The sequence below is a fragment of the Sphingomonas sp. dw_22 genome (genome assembly GCF_018449795.1).
GTDB lineage: Bacteria > Pseudomonadota > Alphaproteobacteria > Sphingomonadales > Sphingomonadaceae > Sphingomonas.
Genome location: NZ_JAAVVE010000011.1, coordinates 25,985 through 44,659, shown reverse-complemented (window position 1 = coordinate 44,659; position 18,675 = coordinate 25,985). Strand labels below are relative to the sequence as shown.

Genomic DNA, 18,675 nt, shown 5'->3' with positions numbered 1-18,675 from the left:
GGAAAGCTCGTGCATGACGCTGGTCGACATCCTCAAATGGTCCGCATCGATCAGCGGGATCGCGGCGTGCTTCATGGTCTCGCTCGATCTGGGGCGGCGGGTGACGGGATGGGGATTCGCGCTGTTCGTGGGCTCCAGCATCTGCTGGATCAGCGGCGCGCTGCTGACCAGGGACGAACCGCTATGGACGCAGAACATGGTGCTGTTCGGGATCAACTGCTTCGGCGTCTATCGCTATCTGATCCGCAAGCGGCCGCCGCGGCATGACGGTTGAGGCCTGGGGGATGCCGGTGCTGCTGGGGGTGCTGGGGCTGGTCTTCGGCAGCTTCATCGCGACGCTGGCGATCCGCTGGCCCGAGGGGCGGGCGGTTTCGAAGGGGCGATCGGCCTGCGATGCGTGCGGCAAGGCGCTGCGGGGGCACGAGCTGGTGCCGGTGCTGAGCTTCGTGCTCCAGCGCGGGCGGTGCCGGGCCTGCGGCGCCGCGATCCGGCCGAGCCATTTGCTGGTGGAGCTGATCGCCCTGCTGATCGGGGTGACGGCGGCGCTGGCGGCATCGCCCGTGGAAGCGGCGGCGGGCGCGGCATTCGGCTGGCTGTTGCTGGCATTGGCCGCGCTGGACCTGTCCGCCTTCTGGCTTCCCAATGTGCTGACGGGGGCATTGGCGGTGGCGGGCGTGGCCGTTGGGCTGGCGGGGATCGGCGTGCCGCTGGAGGAGCGGCTGATCGGCGGCGCGGCGGGGTTCGGCGTGCTGTGGCTGGTGAGCGAAGCCTATCTGCGGCTGCGCGGGCGGCGGGGGCTGGGTGGGGGCGACCCCAAGATGTTCGGGGCGATCGGGCTTTGGCTGGGCTGGCGGGCGCTGCCGCTAGTGCTGCTGGCAGCGTGCCTGATCGGACTGGCGGTGGCGCTGGCGCTGGCGCTCTGGATGCGGAGAGGCAGGCCGGCGGCGACCGATCGGTTGCCTTTCGGGACGATGCTCGCGGCGGCCGCCTTCGCGGTGTGGATGGTGTCGGCGATGGCGGCACTGGAACCCGGCCCGGACTTCGGCCAGACTGTCGAGATTCCGGCGGAGCGATAGATGCGCGAACTTCTCGAACGCCAGCAGGCCGCCTTCATGGCCGAGCTTCCGGTTTCGGTTCCGACGCGCAAGGACCGGCTGGCGCGCGCGATCGCGATGGTGGCGGAGAATGCCGAGCGCTTCTGCGACGCGCTCTCCGAGGATTTCGGGCATCGCAGCCGCGAGCAATCGATGATTACCGATATTGCCGCGTCGGTGGCGCCGCTCCGGCATGCGATGAAGCATGTCGAGCGCTGGGCGCGCTCCGAGCGCAAGCCCACCCTGTTTCCGCTGGGCCTGCTCGGGGCCAGGGCCTGGATCGAATATCAGCCCAAGGGCGTGGTGGGCGTGATCGCGCCGTGGAATTTTCCGGTGAACCTGGTGATGGGGCCGCTCGCGGGCGTGCTCGCGGCGGGCAACCGGGCGATGGTGAAGACCAGCGAATATACGCCCGTGGTCGCGGCGCTGTTCGAGGAACTGGCGGGCCGCTATTTCGCGCCCGAGGAACTGGCGTTCGTCGGCGGCGGGGCGGAAATGGGCAAAGCTTTCTCCGAGTTGCCGTTCGATCACCTGCTGTTCACCGGCGCTACCGGGATCGGGCGGCATATCCTGCATGCCGCAGCGGACAATCTGGTGCCGGTGACGCTGGAGCTGGGCGGCAAGTCTCCGGTGCTGGTCGGGCGATCGGCCGACATCGCGCGGGCCACCGAGCGGGTGGCGCTGGGCAAGATGATGAACGCCGGGCAGATCTGCCTCGCGCCCGATTACATGCTGGTGCCCGAGGAGAAGGAGGCCGAAGTGGTGGCGGGGCTGACCGCCGCGGCGACGCGCATGTATCCGACATTGCTCGACAATCCCGACTATACCGCGATCATCAACGACCGGCATCATGCCCGGCTGACCGAATGGATCGAGGATGCGCGGGCCAAGGGCGCGGAGGTGATCGCGGTCAATCCGGCGAACGAGGATTTCGGCGCGTCCAATGCGCGCAAGATGCCGCTCCACATCGTCCGCAACCCGACCGACGAGATGAAAGTGATGCAGGAGGAGATTTTCGGCCCGGTGCTGCCGGTGCGCAGCTATCGCGATATCGATGCGGCGATCGGCGAGGTCAACCGGCGCGATCGGCCGCTGGCGCTCTATCATTTCGGGAGCGATGCCGGGGAGCGACGGCGCGTGCTGGACCGGACGATCTCCGGCGGGGTGACGCTGGACGACGTGATCTTCCATGTCGGCCAGGAAGAATTGCCGTTCGGCGGGATCGGGCCGTCGGGAATGGGCGCCTATCATGGCGAGGCGGGTTTCCGCACCTTCAGCCATGCGCGCAGCGTCTTCAAGCAGTCGCGACTCGATGTGGCGAAGCTGGCGGGGATGAAGCCGCCCTATGGCAAGGCGACCTGGGCGACGATCCGCCGCCAGATGAAGGGATAAGCGACCGGCCCAGGTTGACACGGTTGACACCAGTATTGCGAAAAAACCTGGGGGCCCGATCGAGACGCTTTGGAGCCTGCCCTGGCGAGAAGAAGGCAGCCTTTGCAGAAACCGACGATGAGAAAGAGCCGGTGGAGAGTCGCAGGCCAAATCCTACATTTCCAGCGATTTCGCAGGAGCCGGTATGATAACGACAAAAAAAGAGGCCGCCCCGAGGGGCGGCCTTTGGAAAGTTTTAGGAGAGGATGCCTGAAAGGCCCGATCTTTGTGCAACGCGGCGGCTCTTGCTGCAAGTGCGTAGTGTTACCGGTATCAGTGCAAGAATTGCAATCCTACAACGTTGTCACTTGCAAAATGCGGCGGGTGGGGAAGAGGTGAGGTCATGTCTACCAAGCAGCCCGCGACGCTGAAGCTCGACGCATTCCTGCCCTATCGCCTGTCGATCGCGTCCAATGCGGTGTCGGACGCGGTGGCGACGGCGTATCGCACGCTGTTCGGCCTGCGCATCCCCGAATGGCGGCTGGTAGCGGTGCTCGCCGAGGGCGGGGCGATGAGCCAGCAGGCCTTGTGCGGGCGGACGCGGATGGACAAGGTGACGGTGAGCCGCGCCGCGATCGCGCTGGCCGATCGCGGGCTGATCGCGCGTACCGCCAATCCCGAGGACCAGCGCTCGCATCTGCTGACGCTCAGCAAGGCGGGCTGGGCGCTCTACGAGCAGGTCGCGCCCAAGGCGATCGAGCTGGAGCGGCGCATCTTCGCGGGCTTCTCGCAGGCGGAACGCGACCAGCTCGGCGCGATGCTCGAACGGCTGGAAGCGGCGGCGGGCGCGCTCGACGAGGGTTGATCCCCGTTGCCTCGGCCGCTCTAATCGCGAATACGCCCTCCCCAGGCTATCGATCACAAAGCCAGGAGGATTCATGACCGCTTATACCGACCGCGCCGGACTGAAGATCGCCGAGCCGCTCGCGCGCTTTGTCGAGGAGCGGGTATTGCCGGGGCTGGGGATCGATGCCGGCGGGTTCTGGACGGGCGCGGCGGATATCTTCGCCCGATTCGCGCCGGAGAATCGCACGCTGCTGGCGCGGCGGGATTCGCTCCAGGCCCTGATCGATGCGCGGCTGGAAGGCGGCGAGGCGGCGGACGAGGGCTGGCTGCGCGGGATCGGCTATCTGGTGGACGAGCCGGCGCCGTTCGAGATCGGCACGGCCGATGTCGATGACGAGATCGCGCACATGGCAGGGCCGCAGCTCGTGGTGCCGGTGCTCAATGCGCGGTTCGTGCTCAACGCGGCCAATGCGCGCTGGGGGAGCCTGTACGACGCGCTGTATGGCACCGACGCGCTGCCCGGCGTCGCCAGTCCGGGTGGATATGATGCGGAGCGTGGGAGCGCGGTGATCGCGCGGGCCAAGGCGTTTCTTGACATGGCGGTGCCGCTTGAAGGGATGTTCTGGGCCGATTTCGCCGGGGGCGACCTGCCGCTTTCCGATCCCGGCCAGTTCGTGGGGCATCGCGGCGAATCGCTGCTGTTCCGCCATCACGGGCTGCATGTCGAAGTGGTGATCGACCGGGCGCATCCGATCGGGCGGAACGATCCGGCGGGGATCGCCGATGTCGTGCTGGAGGCGGCGCTCACGACGATCGTCGACCTGGAGGATTCGATCGCGGCGGTCGATGCCGAGGACAAGGTTGCGGCCTATTCCAATTGGCTGGGGCTGATGCGGGGCGACCTGGAGGAGAGCTTCGACAAGGGCGGCAAGATGCTGACGCGGCGGCTGGCGGCGGATCGCAGCTTCGCGGTGCCGCTCGGTTCCGATCGGGTTCTGCCGGGCCGGGCGCTGCTATTGATTCGCAATGTCGGGCATTTGATGACGACGCCGGCGGTGCTGCTGGCGGACGGGAGCGAGGCGCCCGAGGGGATTCTGGATGCGATCGTGACCAGCCTGATCGCGCTCTACGACCTGCGCGGGCTGGGCACGTTCCGCAACAGCCGGGCGGGCTCGGTCTATATCGTGAAGCCCAAGATGCACGGGCCGGACGAGGCGGCGTTCGCGAATCGGCTGTTCGACGCGGTCGAGGATCTGCTCGGGCTTGGGCGCGGCACGGTCAAGATCGGGATGATGGACGAGGAGCGGCGGACCTCGGCCAATCTCGCGGCGTGCATCCATGCGGTGAAGGACCGGATCTTCTTCATCAACACCGGCTTCCTCGATCGCACCGGCGACGAGATCCACACCAGCATGCGCGCCGGGCCGATGGTGCCCAAGGGCGAGATGAAATCGTCGCGCTGGATCGCCGCCTATGAGGCGCGCAACGTGCGGATCGGGCTCGATTGCGGTTTCTCGGGCAAGGCGCAGATCGGCAAGGGCATGTGGGCGGCACCCGACCGGATGGCCGACATGATCGAGCAGAAGATCGCGCATCCGCTGAGCGGTGCGACCACCGCCTGGGTGCCGAGCCCCACGGCGGCGACGCTGCACGCGATGCATTATCATCAGGTCGATGTGTTCAGGCGGCAGGAGGAGATCGCGCGCGGCGTGCCTTCGCTGGACGATCTGCTGACCGTGCCGGTGGCGCCGGGGCGCAACTGGAGCGCCGAGGAGATCGCGCGCGAGCTCGACAACAATGCGCAGGGGATCCTGGGCTATGTCGTGCGCTGGATCGATCAGGGCGTGGGCTGTTCCAAGGTGCCCGACATCCATGATGTGGGCCTGATGGAGGACCGTGCGACGCTGCGCATCTCGTCGCAGCACATGGCGAACTGGCTGCTCCACGGCGTGGCGAGCGCCGGGGAGATCGACGCCGCGTTCGAGCGGATGGCGGCGAAGGTGGACGCGCAGAATGCGGGCGATCCGCTCTACCGGCCGATGGCGGGGAATGCGGCGACCAGCCTGGCCTTCCAGGCGGCGCGGGCGCTGGTGTTCGAAGGGCTGACCCAGCCCAACGGCTATACCGAGCCGCTGCTGCACCGGTTCCGCGCCAAGGTGAAGGCGCTTAGTGCCTGATTTTGTTGGGAGATCGATTGCAGGCGGAGCCAAAAGGGAATTTGGTCGTTACGCTTGCGTGAGGGCTGTGGGTATTGCGGCTCCCGGAGGAAGCGTGTGCGCAAAGGCGTAAGGGGGGTCTGGATTGCTGCGCTGGCGGGGACTGCGGCCCTGCCGGCGGTCGCGCATGCGCAGATTTCCGATCCGAAGCCCGGCCAGGGCGCCCCGGCGCCGGCGCTTCCCGATCCGGTGCCGACGGTCTCGCCGCAGCAGCAGGAGCCGATCGTTCCCGATGCCGAATTCGAGGCGGCGCTTCCCAAGCTGAGCGACGACATCAACGCGCCGCTGGAGCCTATGCAGGATTTCCAGGCGCAGCCGGCCGCACCGGCGCCCTCGGCCGTGCCCACGGTGCCGGAAGTGTCTCGGCAGATCGAGCAGGATTTCGCGCCGGCCGCCGCCGAAGCGCCCGAGTTCGCCGAGCCGCTCCAGCCGCTTGCCGAGTTCAAGGTCGAGCCTGCCAGGAGCGACGACGCCGATGAGAAGGCTCCGACGATCCGCTATACGACCGTGGTCGAGGGGCTGGAGAAGGTGCGGCTGGAGGACCGGTTCCGCGCGCTTTCGTCGCTGGAGAATGGCGACGGCAAGGCGGTCAACGCCGCGATGGTCTCGGCGCGGGCGCGCGAGGACGAGAAGCTGGCGGTGCGGCTGATGCAGTCGCTCGGCTATTATGACGGCACCGCGATCTCGACGATCGAGCAGAACCCCAAGAATTCGGGCAATGTCCGCGCGACGATCGCCGCCACGCCGGGCACGGTCTATCGGCTGGGGACGATCACGATCGTCAGCGATCCGACCGTGCCGCCCGGGCTGCTCGACCGCGAGCTGAACCTGAACCCGGGCGATCCGATCCAGGCGGATCGCGTGCAGGGCGCCGAGGCCAATGTGAGCCTGCGCCTGCCGCAACAGGGCTATCCGTTCGTCACGCTGGGCGAGCGCGACATATTGCTCGATGAGGAAACCCATATCGGCGATTATACGCTGCCGGTGACGCTGGGGCCGCGGGCGCGCTTCGGCAAGATCGTCACCGAAGGGCGGCGCCGGGTATTCGAGGCCGACCATATCGAGCTGCTCCGGCGCTACAAGCCGGGCGCGATCTATGACGCCCGCCAGGTGGACGACCTGCGCGAGGCGCTGATCGCGACAAGCCTGTTCTCGACCATTTCGGTGGAGCCGCAGAAGACCGGGCAGGCCGGAGCCGACGGAACCGAGGTGGTCGACCTGCTGGTCAGGCAGGTGGCGGGGCGGCCGCGGACGATCGCCGCCGAACTGGGCTACAGCACCGGCCAGGGCATCCGGCTGGAGGGAAGCTGGACGCACCGCAATTTGTTCCCGCCCGAAGGCGCGCTGATCGGCAGCGGCGTGCTGGGGACGCAGGAACAGGGGGTGACCGGCACGTTCCGCCGCTCGAACGCGGGGCTGCGCGACCGGACCTTCCAGATGTCGGCTTCGCTCAACCACCAGGATTATGCTGCGTTCGAATCCTATACCGGGTCGCTCTCCGCGCGCATGTCGCGCGATTCGACGCCGATCTGGCAGAAGCGCTGGACCTATTATTACGGCGTCGAGCTCGTCGGATCGAACGAGGACCGGTATAATTTCAACACCGGCGGGCGCGATCGCGGCACCTGGCTGATCGCGGCGCTGCCGATGTATGGCGGCTATGACAGCACCGACAACCTGCTCAATCCGACCCGGGGTTTCCGGATTAAGGCCAATGTGAGCCCGGAAATGTCGGTGCGCGTCTCCGCGCGGCCCTATGAGCGGTTCATGCTGGAGGGGACGGCCTATTATCCGGTGACGGGCAATATCGTGATCGCCGGGCGGGCGCGGGCGGGATCGATTGCGGGCGTGGCGCGTAACGACCTGCCGCCCTCGCGGCGCTATTATGCGGGCGGCGGCGGATCGGTGCGCGGGTTCGGCTATCAGGAGCTTGGGCCCCGTTCGCCCGACGGGCGGCCGGTGGGCGGGCGATCGGTCAACGAGTTCGCGCTGGAGGCGCGCTATCGCTTCGGCAATTACGGCATCGTGCCGTTCGTCGATGCCGGTCAGGTCTATGAGGGCATTTATCCGACCGGGCAGAATCTGCGCTTCGGCGCGGGCATCGGCGGGCGGCTCTACACCAATTTCGGGCCGATCCGCGTCGATGTGGCGACGCCGATCGCGCGCAAGCCGGGCGAATCGAAGATCTCGCTCTACATCTCGATCGGGCAGGCTTTCTGATGGAAGGCGAAACCCCCGAGGCCGAGGCGCCGGTGGAGACGGTCCGCGCCCGGCCGCCGCTGTGGCAGCGCATCATCAAATGGGCGGCGATCGCGGTCGTCACGGTGGCGGTGCTGATCGCGGCGGCGGTGATCGCGCTCAACACCGATCCGGGGCGGCGCTTCGTGGCGCAGAAGATCAGCGACCTGACGCTGGCTTCGGGGCTCAACATCCGCGTCGGGCGGATCGACGGGTCGCTCTATGGCGCGATGGTGCTGCACGACGTGCAGGCGCGCGACCCCAAGGGCGTGTTCGCCACGTCGCGCGAGATCGCGCTCGACTGGCGGCCGTTCAGCTATCTGAGGAACCGGATCGACATCCGCAACCTGGCGAGCCCCGAGGTGCGGCTGATGCGGCTGCCGGAGCTGAAGTCCTCCGGCGATCCCAATGCGCCGATCCTGCCCGACATCAACCTCGACATCGCGCGGCTCGCCGTGGCGCGGATCGACATCGACCCGGCGGTGGACGGCCAGCGGCATATCGCCCGGCTGAGCGGCAGCGCGCATCTCTCCGACGGGCGGGCGCGGATCGTGGCGGATGCTGCCACGATCGTCGCGCCGGGCGTGGCGGGGGGCGACCGGCTGGCGCTCAGGCTCGACGCGGTGCCGGATCGCGACAGGCTGGATATCGACCTGAAGCTCGATGCGCCCGCCAAGGGGCTGGTGGCGGGGCTGGCCCGCATCGATGCGCCGCTGACGCTGAACGTGGATGGCAAGGGCAACTGGAAGAACTGGCGCGGCCGGGCGCAGGGGACGCTGGGCGGGAAGGAACTCGCCAACCTGACCATCCTCGCGCAGGACGGGCGTTTCCAGGTGCGCGGGCCGACCCATCCGGGGCTCTACATGAAGGAGCCGGTCGAGCGGCTGGCGGCGCCGCAGCTCGATGTGGCGCTGGACGCCAAGTGGAGCGACCGCAAGGCGGACGGGACGCTCAAGCTCCGCTCGAAAGCGCTGTCGGTGGAGGGGACCGGGCTGGTCGATCTCGGCAACAACCGGTTCGGCAACCTGCGCGTCGAGGCGATGCTGCTGACGCCGGGGGCGATCGCGCCGAACCTCAGCGGGCGATCGGTGCGGGCCGCGCTGGTGCTCAACGGGCCGTTCGCGACGCCGGTGGTGGATTACAAGGTGCAGGCGGCGGCGATCGGCTTTGGCGAGACGGTGGCCGAGCAGCTCTATGCCGAAGGGCGGGCGCGGGTGGATGCCGATCATATCCTGGTGCCGGTGAAGGCGCGCGCGGCGCGCGTTTCCGGACTCAACGCCGCAGTGGGCGGGCTGGTGACCAACCTGACGCTCAACGGCGATCTCGCCATTTCGGGCAGCCGGATCCTGTCCGACAATCTGAAGCTCAAGTCCGATCGCGTCGATGCGACCGCGATCATCGCCGCCGACGTCGCCAAGGGGCGCTATACCGGCGCGCTCAAGGGGCGGGTGAACGATTACGTCATCAACGGCGTCGGCGTGGTCGATCTGAGGACCGACGCGCAGCTCTATGCGGCGCCGGGCGGCGGCTGGGGGATCAAGGGCACGATCGCGGGCGAGAGCCGCAGGATATTCAGCGACGGCGCGCGGAAATTCCTGGGCGGCAATGCGGTGGCTTCGGCGCGCGTGGCGCTCGATCCGCGCGGGATCGTGGCGGTGAGCGACCTTCGGATGAAGGCGCCGGAGTTCCGGATCATCCGGGGCTCGGGGCGGTACGATCCGGCGGGGCCGATCCTGATCGACGCCGATGCGGAATCCAACCAATACGGCCCGCTGACGGCGCGGGTGACGGGGACGCTCAACGCGCCGCAGGTGCTGCTGCGCGCGCCGCGGCCGGGGCTGGGCGTCGGGCTGGTCGATCTCGAGGCGCGCGTGCGCGGGCAGGGCAATGCCTATGCCGTGGAGGCGACGGGCGGGACGAATTACGGGCCGTTCAGCGCCAACGTGCTGGTGCGGACGGGTGAGGCGCTGGCGCTCGACATCCAGGCCGCGCGCTTTGCGGGCATGGATATCGCCGGGCAGCTCCAGCAGACGGCGGCGGGGCCGTTCGCGGGGCGGCTGAGCTTCCAGGGATCGGGCGTGACCGGCAGCGCCGAGCTGGCGGCGCAGGGCGATGTGCAGCGCGCCGACCTGAAGGCCACCGCGCTGAACGCGGTCATCCCCGGCGATGCGGGGCTGACGATCGGGCGGGCGCTGGTCACCGCGAGCATCGTCCTGGCCGATACGCCGCAGATCCTGGCCGACGCCCAGATCGCCAACCTGCGCAGCGGCCGTTTCGTGCTGAAGACTGCGCGGGCGAAGATCGACTATCGGGGCGGCAACGGCACTGCCCAGGCGGTGGCGACGGGATCGACCGGGGTGCCGTTCCAGATCGCGGCGAATGCGAAGCTCTCGCCCGAGCAATGGCTGGTCGCGCTCAAGGGGCAGGGGAGCGGGATCAACTTCCACACCGTGAACCCTGCGCGGATCGCGATCCGGGACGGGAGCTATCATCTGCTGCCGACCCAGCTCGATTTCGACCAGGGCAGCGCGCGGATCGCCGGGAGCTATGGCGACGGCATGGCGCTGCAGGTACGGCTCGACAAGCTCGACCTGGCGGTGGTCAACGGCTTCGTGCCCGATATCGGCATCGGCGGCAGCGCCTCCGGCAGCCTCGACTTCGCCCAGGCGAGCGCGAGCGCCTTCCCGAGCGCCGATGCGCGGCTGGAGATCGCCGATTTCACCCGGTCGAGCCTCGCGACGGTCTCGACGCCGGTGAACATCAGCTTCGTCGGCAAGCTGCTGCCCGATGGCGGCGACGCGCGGGCGCTCATCAAGCGCGGCGGGGCGACGATCGGGCGGATGGTGGCGACGCTGCGGCCGCTGGGGCCGGCGGCGGGAAGCTGGAACCAGCGGCTGCTCGCCGCGCCGCTTTCGGGGGGCATCCGCTATAATGGGCCGGCGGCCTTGCCCTTCTCGCTCGCCGGACTCTCGAACCAGCAATTGACCGGGCCGATCGGGATCGCCGCGGACTTTGCCGGGCAGGTGCGCGCACCGGTGCTGACCGGCGTGGTGCGGGGCGAGAACCTGACCTATGACAATGAGAATTTCGGCACGCGGCTGACGAAGCTGAAGATCGACGGACGCTTCTCGAACGACGCGTTCATCCTCGACCAGGCGAGCGCCACGGCGGGCGACGGGACGGTGACTGCCCAGGGCCGGGTGGGCCTGTCGGCCGAGAACGGCTTCCCGATGCTCATCAACGCCAGCTTCGACAATGCTCGGCTGGCGCGCAGCGAATCGCTGGGGGCCACCGCGACCGGCAAGATCACGATCACCAAGAACGATCAGGTGCAGAAGATCGAGGGGCGGCTGACGATCCCCAAGGCGAATTACGAGATCATCCGCCAGGGTGCCGCCGAAGTGCCCGAGCTGACCGGCGTGCGCCGCAAGAGCGAGATGGCGGCGAACGGCGAGACGCAGGCGAAGCCGCGCCGGGCGTTCAGCAATTTCGACCTGGCGCTTCAGGTCCGCGCCGACAACCAGCTCTTCGTATCGGGCATGGGGCTCGAATCGGAATGGAGCGCGCGGGTCACCGTGGGCGGCACCACCACCGCGCCCGACATTCGCGGCACCATGGAGATCGTGCGCGGCACCTACAGCTTCGCCAGCCGCCGCTTCGACATCAGCCGGGGCATCATCCGCTTCCAGGGATCGACGCTGACCAACCCCAGCATCGACATATCGGCCAACACCACGGCCGAGGGCGTGACGGCGATCCTCAACATCGATGGCACCGCGCAGCAGCCCCAGATCGCCTTCACCTCGACGCCCAGCCTGCCGCAGGAGGAAGTGCTGTCGCGGCTGTTCTTCGGGACCAACGTCACCAATCTCTCGGCGACCGAGGCGATCCAGCTTGCCGCCGCGCTCAATTCGCTGCGTGCGTCGGGCGGGGGACTCAATCCGCTGGGGCAGCTCAAGTCCGCGACGGGGATCGACCGGCTGCGCATCCTGGGCGCCGACGACACCACCGGGCGCGGCACCTCGCTGGCGGCGGGCAAGTACATAACCAACGACATCTATGTCGAGATCATCACCGACGCGCAGGGCTTCACCGCGACCCAGCTCGAAATCTCGCTCACCCGCTCGCTGAGCCTGCTCTCGCAGATGGGATCGTTCGGCGGATCGAGCGCGAGCCTGCGCTATTCCAGGGATTATTGAGGGCTGGCTGCTCTACTTACATTGGTGTAAGCATGTCGGTGGAGAGGCCGATGACCGAACATTTCGACGTGGTGGTGGTGGGCGCCGGGATATCCGGCGTGGGCGCGGGCTATCATTTGCAGGCCAACAGCCCCGATCGCAGCTATGTGATCCTGGAAGGGCGCGAGCGGCTGGGGGGCACCTGGGATCTGTTCCGCTATCCGGGGATACGCTCCGACTCGGACATGTTCACCCTGGGCTTCTCGTTCCGGCCCTGGACCGAGAGCAAGGCGATCGCCGACGGCCCCTCGATCCTCAACTATCTGGACGAGACCGCGCGCGAATATGGGATCGACCGGCATATCCGCTATCGCCACCGGGTGCAGCGCGCGGAATGGTCGAGCGCGGACGCGCTGTGGACGGTGACCGCCGAGCAGGACGGGGAGGAGCGGGTGTTCACCTGCGGCTTCCTGTTCATGTGTACCGGCTATTATAATTACGCGCGGGGCCATGCCCCGGAGTTCGCCGGGGCCGGGGACTTCAAGGGGCGGATCGTCCATCCGCAATTCTGGACGCCGGACATCGACTACAAGGGCAAGCGCGTCGTCGTGATCGGCAGCGGCGCGACGGCGGTGACTTTGGTGCCTGAGCTCGCCCGCGAGGCGGCGAGCGTGACGATGCTCCAGCGCTCGCCGACCTATATCGTCGCGCGGCCTTCGGAGGACGGGATCGCCAACTGGCTGCGGCGCAAGCTGCCGTCCAGGGCGGCCTATGCGATCACGCGGTGGAAGAACGTGCTGCTCCAGCAATATTTCTTCCGCGCCGCGCGCAAGCATCCCGAAAAGGCGAAGGAACGGCTCATCGAGATGGTCCGCGGCGAGCTGGGGCCGGATTATGATATCGGCACGCATTTCACGCCCAGCTACAATCCCTGGGACCAGCGGCTGTGTCTGGTGCCGGACGCCGACCTGTTCGCCGCGATCCGCGAGGGACGCGCGGACGTGGTGACCGACACGATCGATCGCTTCACGCCCACGGGGATCCGGCTCGGATCGGGCAAGGCGCTGGAGGCCGATCTGGTGGTGACGGCGACGGGGCTCGAAGTGCAGCTGATGAGCGACATCCCGTTCAGCGTGGACGGGCAACCGGTCGAATGGTCTCGCCATGTAAGCTACAAGGGGATGATGTTCTCCGACGTGCCGAACCTGGCGCTGTCGTTCGGCTACACCAACGCATCCTGGACGCTGAAGGCGGACCTGACCGCCAATTATGTGACGCGGCTGCTCAATGCGATGAAGAAGCGCGGGATGCGGCAGGTGACGCCGCGGCTGGGCGCGCCGATCGAGGAGGCGCCGTTCCTCGATTTCACTTCGGGCTATGTCCAGCGGGCTATGGACAAGTTCCCCCGCCGGGGCACGCGCGCGCCGTGGCGGGTGGACCAGAGCTATACCCGCGACGTGATGGCGCTGAAATATGGCGGGCTGGACCAGGAGATGGCGTTCTCCAATCCGGTGCCCAAGGTGAAGGCGGCGGCCTGAGTCCGATCAGCGCTGAACGCGCCTGCCGCTTGATTAATCGCGCACAAGGTAGATGATGCTCGCGGTTTTGGAGGAAAAGACCATGTTCCGTCTTTCTGTTGCCTTCGCTGTCGCCGCTCTCGTGACCACTCCCGCAATCGCCGCGCCCTGCAAGGACGCCAAGGGCAAGTTCGTGAAATGCCCTGCTGCGCCTGCCGTGACGAAGCTGAGCAACGGCCGTTGCCAGATTGCTTCCGGGCCGAAGAAGGGACAGTTCACCAAATGCCCGTGAGGCACCTCCAATAAGCGCACCGGCCTAGCCGATCAGCGCCTTCGCCGCGGCGACGCCGGTCCTGTAGGCGCCGTGGACGGTGGAGAATTCGGTTTCCGACACGGCCTCTCCGGCGAAGCGGATGCGTTCATCGATCGGGGTGGCGAGCGTCCGGCGCGCGGCGGCGCGGCCGGGAAGCGCGTGGCTGTAGCCGCCCAGGATGTAGTCGGCGCGGCCCCAGGTCGAGCCCGCGATCAGGCGCAGCCGCTTGCGCCACTGGCTGCCCAGCAGCCCGCACAGCTCCTCGATCGCGAAATCGGCGGCACCGTCGAGCCCGCGCGCCTCCATCTCGCGGGCGCTTTCGCCGCCGAACATGCACTCGACCACCGGGCGGCCGAAGGGGCGCAGCGTATAGGCGGCGGTGATCGCATTGCGGGGATCGCCGAGCAGATGGGCGTCGGCGTCGAGCTCCCCGCCCTGGTCGAGCGCGAGGAACAGCTTGTCGGCCAGGCCCAGGGGCAGGCAGGCGGCGGCGTGATAGATGTCGTCCATGCCGCGCATCGCGATGGCGTCGCCGGCGAGGACGTTGGTGGAGACGGTGACGATCGCCTTGTTCGCGGTGAGGGTGCCGCGCGGGGTCTCGATGCGGAGACGCCTGCCCGAGCGGTCGATCGCCGTGACCGGCGTGGCCAGCGCCACGGGGAGATCGGCGGCGTGGCGCGAGACGAGCGCGCCATAGCCCTGCTCGCAGCGCCAATCGGTCTCGGTCGCGGCGTCCTCATAGGCGAGATAGTCGGCGATCGAGACTTCGGCATTGCCGACGCTGTTGATGAAGCCGCTGATCGCCTCGAGATAGCCGTTCCATTCGCTTTCCGGGTCGAGCGCGTCGGATGCGCGATCGCTGGCGGGCGGGGCATCGCGCATGCGCCGGTCGAACGCGGCATAGGCGTCGCGGGCGGCCTGTTGCTCGGCCTTTGAGAAGCCGAGCTCGCGCCATTGCTCGCGCCAGCGGGGCAAAGTGCGATCGACGGTGAAGCCGCTCTTCTGAGCGATCCCGACCCAGGGATTGTGCTGGGCGGAGTGGAGCCAGCCGGCGCCGAGATCGAGCGGCATCCCCTCCACATGGACCGTGCAGGCACGGCCGCCCAGGCGATCGCTCGCCTCGACCAGCAGCGCCTTCGCGCCGGCGTCCGCCAAGGTTCGAAGCGCGGCGACTCCGGCCGCGCCGCCGCCGATCACGACGATATCCCACTCGCTCATACGGGTGCCAACGCGCGTCAGGCCGAACGGCTCCGCAACAAGGCGGAGCGCAGGCATTCGCAGACCAGTTCGCCGCGCTGGTTGTGCATCTGGTGGCGCCAGGTGACGATGCCCTGGCCGGGGCGGGACTTGCTGGGGCGCAGCTCGACGACTTCGCTGGAGGCGCGGAGGGTGTCGCCGAGGAAGACCGGCTTGGGCATCACCAGCTTGTCATAGCCGAGATTGGCGACGAGCGTGCCGGCGGTGGTGTCGCCCACGGTGATGCCGACCATCAGGCTGAAGGTGAAGGTGCCGTTGACGAGGATCTGGCCGAACTCGCTTGCGCGGGCGGATTCCGCGTCGATGTGGAGCGGCTGGGTGTTGTGGGTGAGGGTGGAGAAGAGGAGATTGTCGGTCTCCGTCACGGTGCGGCGCAGATCATGCTCGATCCGGTCGCCGACCTGCCATTCGTCGTAGAATCTGCCTGCCATCAGCCTTCCTTTTTTCCCACGCGGACGAGCAGTGCCCCTTCGCTGACCTGCGCGCCGGCTTCGGCGTTGAGCTCGGCGATGGTGCCGTCGAATGGAGCGGTGAGGCTGTGCTCCATCTTCATCGCCTCCAGCGTGACGAGGCGCTGGCCCTTGGTGACGGAGGCGCCGGGGGCGACTTCGACGGCGGCGATGCGGCCGGGCATCGGGGCGAGGATCGCGCCGTCGGCGGTGGTGCCGGCGGTGCCGCCTTCGTGCCGGGCGAGCGTGATTCCGAAGCTTTGTCCGTGCTCGGTCACCAGGGCGACATCCGGCGCGGCGCGTGAGGAATAGACGTCGCCGTCGAAGTCGGCGGGCGCATCGACAGTGTAGGTCTGCCCCGCCGCTTTCATCCGCACGGCTGCGACAGGAGCGGCATTGAGCCTGAAGCCGTTCAAGGCGCGCCGACCGGGCTCTTCATATTGCGAGACGAGTTCGCGCGCGGCCTGGCGCAGCATTGCCGCGCTTGGCTCAGCCGGCACCGCGAGATCGTCCGCGTGGTCGGCGAGGAAGGCGGTCGTGACGTCGCCGTCCTCAAAGACGGGGTGGGTCGCCGCGCGATAGAGGAATCCGGCATTGGATTTGACGGGCCAGATGGCGACGCCTTCGAGCTTCTGCGCCAGAAGGGCGAGGGCGTTCCCGCGGCTATCGGCATGGCTGATGACCTTCGCGATCATCGGATCGTAGAAGGGCGAGATCGTCGAGCCCTTCTCGAAGCCGGTTTCGATCCGGACATAATCCTCCGGAAAATGGCATTGCTCCAGCGTGCCGGTCGATGGAAGGAAGGTGGTCGGATCCTCCGCATAGAGGCGTGCCTCGAACGCCCATCCGTTGATCGCCAGCTCTTCCTGCCGCTTCGGCAGCGGTTCGCCGGAGGCCACGCGAAGCTGCCATTCGACCAGGTCGACGCCGGTGATCTCCTCGGTCACCGGATGTTCGACCTGGAGGCGGGTGTTCATCTCCATAAACCAGATGCGGTCGGCGCGCAGACCCTCGCTCGCATCGGCGATGAACTCGATCGTGCCCGCGCCGACATAGTCCACCGCCTTCGCCGCGCGGACGGCGGCGGCGCAGATCGCCTCGCGGGTCACTTCGTCCATGCCGGGAGCGGGCGCTTCCTCGATCACCTTCTGGTGGCGGCGCTGGAGCGAGCAGTCGCGTTCGAACAGGTGGACGACATTGTCGTGTGTGTCGCCGAACACCTGCACTTCGATGTGGCGGGGCGAGAGGATGTATTTCTCGATCAGCACGCGGTCGTCACCGAAGGAACTGGCGGCCTCGCGCTGGCAGGAGGCGAGGGCGTCGGCGAAATCCTCGGGCGCATCGACGCGGCGCATGCCCTTGCCGCCGCCGCCCGCGACCGCCTTGATGAGCACCGGATAGCCGATCGCATCGGCCTCGGCCTGGAGGCGTTCGGGGGACTGGTCGTCGCCCAGATAGCCCGGCGTCACCGGCACGCCGGCGGCGATCATCCGCGCCTTGGCGGCGTCCTTCAGGCCCATCGCGCGGATGCTGTCCGGTCTGGGGCCTACCCAGACCAGGCCTGCGTCGATCACGGCCTGGGCGAAATCGGCGTTCTCCGAGAGGAAGCCGTAGCCGGGGTGGATCGCCTGGGCGCCGGTCGCCCTGGCCGCGGCGATGATCTTTTCGCCCACCAGATAGCTTTCCCGTGCCGGGGAGGGACCGATATGCACCGCCTCGTCGGCCTGGCGGACGTGGAGGGCCTTCGCGTCGGCGTCCGAATAGACCGCGACGGTGCGGATGCCCATCGTCCGCGCAGTACGGATGATGCGGCAGGCGATCTCGCCGCGATTGGCGATGAGCAGCGATTCGATCACGGGTGGCGCTCCGGAAAGCCGTGGCGGATGTGGAGCGCGGCGAGCAGCGCTTCGATCTCGTTGGCGAAGCCGCCGTCCGCGAAGACGAGCGCGGGGAGATTCTGGTTCGCCTCGCCGATCGCCTCCATCACCGCGGCGCGGGGGCGCGGCCAGGCGATACGGACGACGTCGATGTTCGCGGCGCGCTCCGGGAAGGTGGCGAGCAGCCCTTCGACGATCATGCACTCCTTGCAATAGAAGCGCCGCTTGCCGCCGAACGCCGGATCGGCCCAGTCGGGATCGAGCAGGAAGAGCGTGTCGCGGCTCATTGGCACCCCGTGGTGCGCGAGGACCAGGTGACGTTGAGGATCTTCCAGGCGCCGCCCTGGCGGACCAGGTCGAAATGATCGACGCCGCAATGATGGACCTTGCCGTCGATCCGGAAGGTGTAGGGCGCCCAGACCATCGCGATATCGCCGTCGACCTCGATCGCGGGGTCGGTAATGCGCTCCTCATAGCGCTCGGGGCCGGGCTTGAGGTTGGCGGCGAACTCGGCCCAGCTCAGCGAGCGGACGGTCTGGCTGCCATCGGGCTTGATGGCGACGCCGGTGGCGCGGCCATCGGGGAGGACGCTGGTGGCGATGGCGGCGCCGTCGCGCGCGGCGAGGCTGGCGAAGAGCGCGTTGATCGGGGCGAGGACGGCAGTGGCTTCGGCATCCTCATAGGGGAGGGCGTTCGCCGGCGGGAGCTTGTCCGCGGGCTTTGGGCTGGGCGTGGGGTTCGCCGCCGGTGGGGGAAGGGGCGTGCTCTGGGCGGCGAGGATGAGGAGGAGGGGGAGGAGCATCTTCGGACCTTTCAGATCCTCCCCGAGCTTGTCTCGGGGAGGGGGACCATGCGAAGCATGGTGGAGGGGCGCGCGAAGCGCGAAGGGGCTAGGGCGGAATGCTGAAGGGTAGCGGCAAAGCCTATCGACGCGCGCGGGAACTCCGGCGCGAGCTTACGCTTCCCGAAGTGCTGTTGTGGCAACGACTTCGCGGGCGGGCGATCGACCAGCATTGGCGCAAGCAGCATCCCGCAGGGCCTTACTCGCTCGACTTCTACTGCGATGTTGCAAAGCTTTGCATCGAGGTTGATGGCGAGGCGCATGAGCGTGGCGACCGGCCGGATCGGGACGCGAAGCGCGATGCCTGGTTGGCGGTGCATGGCATTACGACATTGCGCATTCCGGCTGCGGAGGTGCTGGGTAACCTTGAAGGCGTTGTTCGGTTGGTGACCGAGCACGCGCGCAAGCGCGCGCCCCTCCACCGTCCTTCGGACGGTCCCCCTCCCCCAGCGGAGCTGGGGGAGGATTGAAGGGAGCG

Annotated in this window: 15 protein-coding genes; 10 read left to right on the top strand and 5 right to left on the bottom strand. The window is 67.9% G+C overall.

Annotated elements, in window-relative coordinates; genetic code table 11:
- Nucleotides 1–13: 13 nt before the first annotated feature.
- The 9 genes from HB724_RS07325 (at nt 14) to HB724_RS07285 (ending at nt 13,752) form a co-directional block, all read left to right on the top strand.
- The gene (locus HB724_RS07325; RefSeq protein WP_218625112.1) at nt 14–274 is read left to right on the top strand and encodes a hypothetical protein; all 261 of its coding nucleotides are present in this window, start codon (nt 14–16) and stop codon (nt 272–274) included.
- Nucleotides 264–1,076 carry an A24 family peptidase gene (locus HB724_RS07320; protein WP_213980262.1) on the top strand — a complete coding sequence of 271 codons (813 nt, stop codon included), beginning with the start codon at nt 264–266 and terminating at the stop codon, nt 1,074–1,076. The genes HB724_RS07325 and HB724_RS07320 overlap by 11 nt, the downstream gene beginning before the upstream one ends.
- On the top strand, nt 1,077–2,486 hold the full coding sequence (locus tag HB724_RS07315) for a coniferyl aldehyde dehydrogenase (RefSeq protein WP_213980261.1): 1,410 nt from the start codon (nt 1,077–1,079) through the stop codon (nt 2,484–2,486).
- Nucleotides 2,487–2,868: 382 nt separating this feature from the next.
- Nucleotides 2,869–3,330, top strand: a complete 462-nt coding sequence (locus HB724_RS07310) for a MarR family transcriptional regulator (protein WP_213980260.1) — start codon at nt 2,869–2,871, stop codon at nt 3,328–3,330.
- A gap of 73 nt (nt 3,331–3,403) precedes the next feature.
- Nucleotides 3,404–5,488 carry a malate synthase G gene (locus tag HB724_RS07305; RefSeq protein WP_213980259.1) on the top strand — a complete coding sequence of 695 codons (2,085 nt, stop codon included), beginning with the start codon at nt 3,404–3,406 and terminating at the stop codon, nt 5,486–5,488.
- Nucleotides 5,489–5,584: 96 nt separating this feature from the next.
- Nucleotides 5,585–7,747 carry a BamA/TamA family outer membrane protein gene (locus HB724_RS07300; RefSeq protein ID WP_346344688.1) on the top strand — a complete coding sequence of 721 codons (2,163 nt, stop codon included), beginning with the start codon at nt 5,585–5,587 and terminating at the stop codon, nt 7,745–7,747.
- Complete coding sequence (locus HB724_RS07295; protein ID WP_213980258.1) at nt 7,747–11,964, top strand: translocation/assembly module TamB domain-containing protein; 4,218 nt, start codon at nt 7,747–7,749, stop codon at nt 11,962–11,964. The genes HB724_RS07300 and HB724_RS07295 overlap by 1 nt, the downstream gene beginning before the upstream one ends.
- A 50-nt stretch (nt 11,965–12,014) precedes the next feature.
- Nucleotides 12,015–13,481 carry an NAD(P)/FAD-dependent oxidoreductase gene (locus HB724_RS07290; RefSeq protein ID WP_213980257.1) on the top strand — a complete coding sequence of 489 codons (1,467 nt, stop codon included), beginning with the start codon at nt 12,015–12,017 and terminating at the stop codon, nt 13,479–13,481.
- 82 nt (nt 13,482–13,563) lie between these two features.
- Nucleotides 13,564–13,752, top strand: coding sequence for a hypothetical protein (locus HB724_RS07285; RefSeq protein WP_213980256.1), 189 nt, complete (start codon nt 13,564–13,566; stop codon nt 13,750–13,752).
- Nucleotides 13,753–13,776: 24 nt separating this feature from the next.
- Here HB724_RS07285 and HB724_RS07280 read toward each other — a convergent pair whose 3' ends face one another.
- The 5 genes from HB724_RS07280 to HB724_RS07260 are packed head-to-tail and all read right to left on the bottom strand — an operon-like array spanning nt 13,777 to nt 18,158.
- The gene (locus HB724_RS07280) at nt 13,777–14,991 is read right to left on the bottom strand and encodes an NAD(P)/FAD-dependent oxidoreductase (RefSeq protein ID WP_213980255.1); all 1,215 of its coding nucleotides are present in this window, start codon (nt 14,989–14,991) and stop codon (nt 13,777–13,779) included.
- A gap of 17 nt (nt 14,992–15,008) precedes the next feature.
- Nucleotides 15,009–15,461: a MaoC family dehydratase gene (locus tag HB724_RS07275; protein WP_213980254.1), complete on the bottom strand. Its 453-nt coding sequence runs from the start codon at nt 15,459–15,461 to the stop codon at nt 15,009–15,011.
- A complete protein-coding gene (locus HB724_RS07270) occupies nt 15,461–17,335 on the bottom strand; it encodes a biotin carboxylase N-terminal domain-containing protein (protein WP_213980253.1) in 1,875 nt (624 codons plus the stop codon). The genes HB724_RS07275 and HB724_RS07270 overlap by 1 nt, the downstream gene beginning before the upstream one ends.
- Nucleotides 17,332–17,643 carry a DUF3088 family protein gene (locus HB724_RS07265; protein WP_213980252.1) on the bottom strand — a complete coding sequence of 104 codons (312 nt, stop codon included), beginning with the start codon at nt 17,641–17,643 and terminating at the stop codon, nt 17,332–17,334. Before HB724_RS07265 ends, HB724_RS07270 begins: the two co-directional genes overlap by 4 nt.
- Complete coding sequence (locus tag HB724_RS07260) at nt 17,640–18,158, bottom strand: nuclear transport factor 2 family protein (protein WP_213980251.1); 519 nt, start codon at nt 18,156–18,158, stop codon at nt 17,640–17,642. The genes HB724_RS07265 and HB724_RS07260 overlap by 4 nt, the downstream gene beginning before the upstream one ends.
- A 98-nt stretch (nt 18,159–18,256) precedes the next feature.
- Here HB724_RS07260 and HB724_RS07255 point away from each other — a divergent pair, with 98 nt between their 5' ends.
- Nucleotides 18,257–18,667, top strand: a complete 411-nt coding sequence (locus tag HB724_RS07255) for an endonuclease domain-containing protein (RefSeq protein ID WP_213980250.1) — start codon at nt 18,257–18,259, stop codon at nt 18,665–18,667.
- Nucleotides 18,668–18,675 lie beyond the last annotated feature (8 nt).

Excerpts from the sequence above, each read along its gene's own strand:
- HB724_RS07295 (WP_213980258.1), top strand. The coding sequence starts at position 7,747 with ATGGAAGGCGAAACCCCCGAGGCCGAGGCGCCGGTGGAGACGGTCCGC.
- HB724_RS07280 (WP_213980255.1), bottom strand. The coding sequence starts at position 14,991 with ATGAGCGAGTGGGATATCGTCGTGATCGGCGGCGGCGCGGCCGGAGTC.
- HB724_RS07265 (WP_213980252.1), bottom strand. The coding sequence starts at position 17,643 with ATGAGCCGCGACACGCTCTTCCTGCTCGATCCCGACTGGGCCGATCCG.
- HB724_RS07315 (WP_213980261.1), top strand. The coding sequence starts at position 1,077 with ATGCGCGAACTTCTCGAACGCCAGCAGGCCGCCTTCATGGCCGAGCTT.
- HB724_RS07310 (WP_213980260.1), top strand. The coding sequence starts at position 2,869 with ATGTCTACCAAGCAGCCCGCGACGCTGAAGCTCGACGCATTCCTGCCC.
- HB724_RS07255 (WP_213980250.1), top strand. The coding sequence starts at position 18,257 with ATGCTGAAGGGTAGCGGCAAAGCCTATCGACGCGCGCGGGAACTCCGG.
- HB724_RS07260 (WP_213980251.1), bottom strand. The coding sequence starts at position 18,158 with ATGCTCCTCCCCCTCCTCCTCATCCTCGCCGCCCAGAGCACGCCCCTT.
- HB724_RS07305 (WP_213980259.1), top strand. The coding sequence starts at position 3,404 with ATGACCGCTTATACCGACCGCGCCGGACTGAAGATCGCCGAGCCGCTC.
- HB724_RS07285 (WP_213980256.1), top strand. The coding sequence starts at position 13,564 with ATGTTCCGTCTTTCTGTTGCCTTCGCTGTCGCCGCTCTCGTGACCACT.
- HB724_RS07325 (WP_218625112.1), top strand. The coding sequence starts at position 14 with ATGACGCTGGTCGACATCCTCAAATGGTCCGCATCGATCAGCGGGATC.
- HB724_RS07320 (WP_213980262.1), top strand. The coding sequence starts at position 264 with ATGACGGTTGAGGCCTGGGGGATGCCGGTGCTGCTGGGGGTGCTGGGG.
- HB724_RS07290 (WP_213980257.1), top strand. The coding sequence starts at position 12,015 with ATGACCGAACATTTCGACGTGGTGGTGGTGGGCGCCGGGATATCCGGC.
- HB724_RS07275 (WP_213980254.1), bottom strand. The coding sequence starts at position 15,461 with ATGGCAGGCAGATTCTACGACGAATGGCAGGTCGGCGACCGGATCGAG.